We start from the raw sequence: 4,717 nt of genomic DNA on the forward strand, positions 1-4,717 counted from the left end.
CTTTTGGATTTTTTTCTTTTACTTTATCCTTTACCTTTTCCTTTTCTTCTTGACTCAAGTTATTTTTATCTTTTACTCTTGTCTTTTCTGGATCTTGAGCTGGATTTTTTTCTGCGTCTGTAATTTCTTCTACAGTTTTTTCTCCTGGTATTTTATTTTTTGATCCATCCGGATAAGTTATTGTTGCATCTCCATTTGCTCCTACTTCTATTTCTTTAGCTTTTGGATTTTTTTCTTTTACTTTATCCTTTACCTTTTCCTTTTCTTCTTGACTTAAGTTAGTTTTATCTTTTACCCTTGTCTTTTCTGGATCTTGAGCTGGATTTTTTTCTGCATCTGTTTTTTCAATTTTCTTGTTGTCATCCCTATCTTTTTTGTGACCATTTACAGAAATTTCTATATTTTCCTTTCCACCATCAAAATCTTCATCTTCAACTGTAACAGTGATTGGACCATCTACATCTTGACCTGGTTTTACAAAAATTTCTCCACTTTCTTTGTCGATTTCAACAGGAATATTTTTTCCATCCTCATCTTTTGCACTTACTTTTGTAGACCCATCCTTATTAGGATTTACAACTCTTACACCAGTTGATTGTTTTTCATCTTTTGGATCAACAGAATTTTTGTGCCTATCATCGATTCTTGTTTTTTCTTCTACAGTTTTTTCTCCTGGTATTTCATTTCTTGATCCGTCTGGATAAGTTATTGTTGTATCTCCATTTGCTCCTACTTCTATGTCTTTGGCATTTGGATTTTTTTCTCTAACCTTATCTTCAACTTGCTTTTTCTCTTTTTCTGTTAGATTATCCTTATCCTTAACCTTTGTCTTTGTAGGATTTTGGGCAGGATATTTGTCCTTATCCTTTATTTCATCTACTACTGTAACCTTAACATCAACTTCATCGCTTGTTCCATCTGGATAAGTTACTTTTACTTTTCCTGAGCTTTCCCCAACCTTACTTACATCAGGTTTATTTATCCATTCATATTTGGAATTTTCTGGAAGGTCATTTTTGTTTTCTATTGCCTTATCAGCATCTGGAGTTTGACCTACTTTTGTTATTAAATCTTTTGGATTTGGCTTATATTTTTCAGCATCAGTAAGTTTTTTCTTAGCACTTGCTACAATTTTAGCATTCTCTTTTGTGATTTTTTCTCCTGGTTTTACTGACCAAGTAGGATTTTCATAACCATCTTTTGCCTTGACTTGAGGATAATCTTCTTCTTTTAAAGATTTACCTTCTTTTACATCATATATTTTTGTCTTAGCAATTTCTGTACCTTCTCCAGCTTCAAAACTTACCCTTACATATCCTTCTGGTGTTTTTGAATCAGGATTTTCTGTTACATCTATAATATCCGGTAGTTTTTCAGGAGTTTTTTCCTTAACTTTTACTTTAACTTTTGTCTTATCCTCACTTCCATCTGGATATTTTACAGTAATATCAACTTCATAATCTCCAGCTTTTTTTCCATCAGGAATTTGTTTTGGATCATCTATGCTAATAGTTGGATTTTTCTTATCTTTTGGATAATTTGGAATTTCTACAGAATTTTTTATCTCTTCTTCACTTGTTGGATTTCCAAAATCTTTTGTAATATCTTTTGTTTTTGGCTCAAAATTATCCTTATCTTCAACTTTCTCTTCAACTTTCGGTTCTACATCTCTTGCAATTGGATCTGATATTTTTTTACCTTTTTCAATTTGGTTTGCATTTATTTGGTCACCCTTGTTCAAAATAATATCATCTGGAAGATCTATTTCCCAATTTCCATTTTCATCAACCACGATATCTTCTGAAATTATATCTCCTTCGCTATCACTTGCCTTGGTTAATAGAATTTTTGATCCAGCTACTCCCTTACCAGAGATTTTTCTATCGCCTTCACTTACCTTATTGATTTGTGGAGCCTTTGATTTTTCTTGTTTTCCTACTTTTATATTAGCTTCAGTATTATCCTTAGACCCATCTTCATATTCAACTATAACAGGAATTTTCACAGTTTTTTCGCTGTCATTTTCATTTGGTGTATAGGTTACTTGACCAGTTTTTTCATCAATTTTTGCACCTTCAGGAGCCTTATCACCTAATTTAAATTTAGAATTTTTTGGTACTTGTATTTCTTTTGAGTCTTTATCAGTAAATTTAGGATTTATCTTAGATTCTTCCCCAACTTTACCATTACTGTCTTCATACTTAACATTATTATTTGCTGACATAGAATTTGGGTCAACAATTTTAATTAAAGCCTCAGCATTCATCCTCAACCCATTATTAAATTTAATAGAAACAGGAACTCTTATCTCATCCCCATCCTTTAATTTTGCAGTTTCTTCTTTGGATACACTAACTACACCAGTCTTAGGATCTACAGAAACTTTAATATCTTTATCCCCAACCTTCACTGTAGTTAAAGGTTTATATTCTACCTTTACGGATCCATCTTTATCTTTTGAAACTTTTCTTTCAACATATTCATAAGTTGGATTTGAATCTTCAGCATCTGGTGTATACCTTTGTCCATTATTGTCCAATAGTTTAGGAGCTTCTGTTTTCGCCTCTTCTCCTTTATTCTTTTCAACCTTATCATATATCGCTTCTGGACTTGCAATAAATGAATCAGCAGCAAGAGATGAACCTATATCACTTGTGTCAGCATTTGCATAAAAAACTCCTGATGTGAAAGTATGTGGACCTTGCAAATCTTTTGGTATATTTAAAGGATGCGACCCAACTAACCCCTTTTCATCACTAGTTACTTTTATAGGATCTCCATATTTCTTACCATCCCTAAACCATTGAATTTGGTATTCATGATTTGGTAAAAGTCCACCAGTTTCATTCTCAGCTACATCACCTGCCTTAGCATAATTATTTCTAGTATCATATTTTTTTATATCGTGCATAGGTTGAGCTGCTAAGAAAGCAAAATTCACATTTCTGATATTTCCACCAGCCAAACTTTCAGGACCTATTGGTAGCAAAGTTCCTGATAAGTCATTGAACATATTGTTAACTGAAGTATTGCCCCACAAATCATAATGTTTAATCAATGGGGAAACATACATATATTTCCAATTTATATGACGGTGTTTTTGACCAACAGTTCCATTCCATGCCATAAGACTTGAATGTGTAATATCCTCATCTTTTACAAGTTTTCCATATTCTTCATCAGAAATAGTATGGGAGATTTTTGCTCCTGAATTTTGTTTGTATGGGCTTATTCCATAAAGTCCCCTAAATGGAAGATAATAATTGCCATCTTTATCGACCTTGGTATAAACAGTTTCTGCTATATGGCTTCCTTTTCCATTTTTAGCTTCATAGTCTCTAATAAGTTCTTCTTGAGCCTTTCTAAAATCTTCCATCTTATAGTCTTTGTGGTTTTCTTTCCACTTATCAAAAAGACGAGCTACTTCATCATTCACATATGAGGCTACAACTTCATTTCCGCTTGCATTTACATCCCAAGAATCCTTTTTCCAACCACGAGCATCAGAACCCTTTGGATCTCCGTTTTCAAACCAAACTTGACCACGAACATTGCCGTATATGCCTTGATTTTCCCAAATGCCATCTGAACTTTTAGCCTTGCTCCATTCATCTTTTGGTTTAACTAGCCAATCATTCTTCATAGGTTTTTCTTGGAGAACCACTTGACCTCCAACTATTCTGTTTAACCCGGCGGTGAAATCCCAAGACTCATTTATACGATTTAGCCTTGTGTGAAATCCGTATTTTTGATCTCCTGGTTTTACAACGCTATACTTTTCTTTGTCTGGGTTTTCTACCCAAGTTCTAATAGCGAAATTTGGATTAGCGGCCAATTGGAAATGATGAATATTTCCATATTTATCAACCTCAGGTTTTTGAAAATTAAAGGTGAAGGTTCCATCAGGCCTTGAAGTTGTTTTATAAACTCTTGAAACATAGCCATCATAGTCTACCCATTGAAGATAAACATTGACACCACCAATAGGCTCTTGTCCAACATCGTTTAACCTATCTTTTCTATAGATATAAGCTGTTCCTGAATAAGATTGAGTATCCCCTACTTGGCCTGGTGAGTAAACCGCATCCTTCTGAGCTTGTTCAATGTCTTGAGCACGTTCTTCTGCTATCCTATTTTTATCATTATCATCTATATTTTTTACAGCCTTTTCGGCTGAAACTTTAGTTTTAACTACATCGTCAATGTGCCCATTTACATCAAAAGTTTTGTCATTATTAAGTCTTTGTCTAATATTTTCAACAAGGAGATTTATTTCAGCATCTGTGAAATTCGCATCCTTTAATTTCTTAATTTGTTCATCACTTAGCCTAAAGCTTTCGTTATCATCATTTATATCTTTTTGTTTATCTTCTGTTTCTTTCCTAGATACTTGAGAACTATTTTCTAGATTTTTATCTTTGCCTAAATCTTCGTTACTAATATTAGCTATATTTTTATCACCACTTTCAGTGGCTTCTTCGCCTATATTAATAACATCATTATTTTGATGGAGCTCTTGCGCTGAACTTGGTGAAATAAGTAGGGCATAACCCAATAAACATGATACAAGACCAACAGATAACTTTCTTGTCGCATATTTTGGTTTTTTGCTTAGACCAACTGCCTTTTTATTAGCAATGATTCTTTGTAATATATCTTTTTTTGTCATAAAATCTCCTTTAATAAATTCTTCTCTTAGTCACAACTAGTATAATAT

Annotated in this window: 1 protein-coding gene; it reads right to left on the reverse strand. The window is 33.1% G+C overall.

Annotated elements, in window-relative coordinates:
* On the reverse strand, positions 1 to 4,669 hold a 4,669-nt coding region (locus Q0W95_RS07495), incomplete at its 3' end, for a Rib/alpha-like domain-containing protein (protein ID WP_297791450.1).
* Between the last annotated feature and the right edge of the window lie 48 nt (positions 4,670 to 4,717).

The organism is uncultured Anaerococcus sp. (genome assembly GCF_947253225.1).
GTDB lineage: Bacteria > Bacillota > Clostridia > Tissierellales > Peptoniphilaceae > Anaerococcus.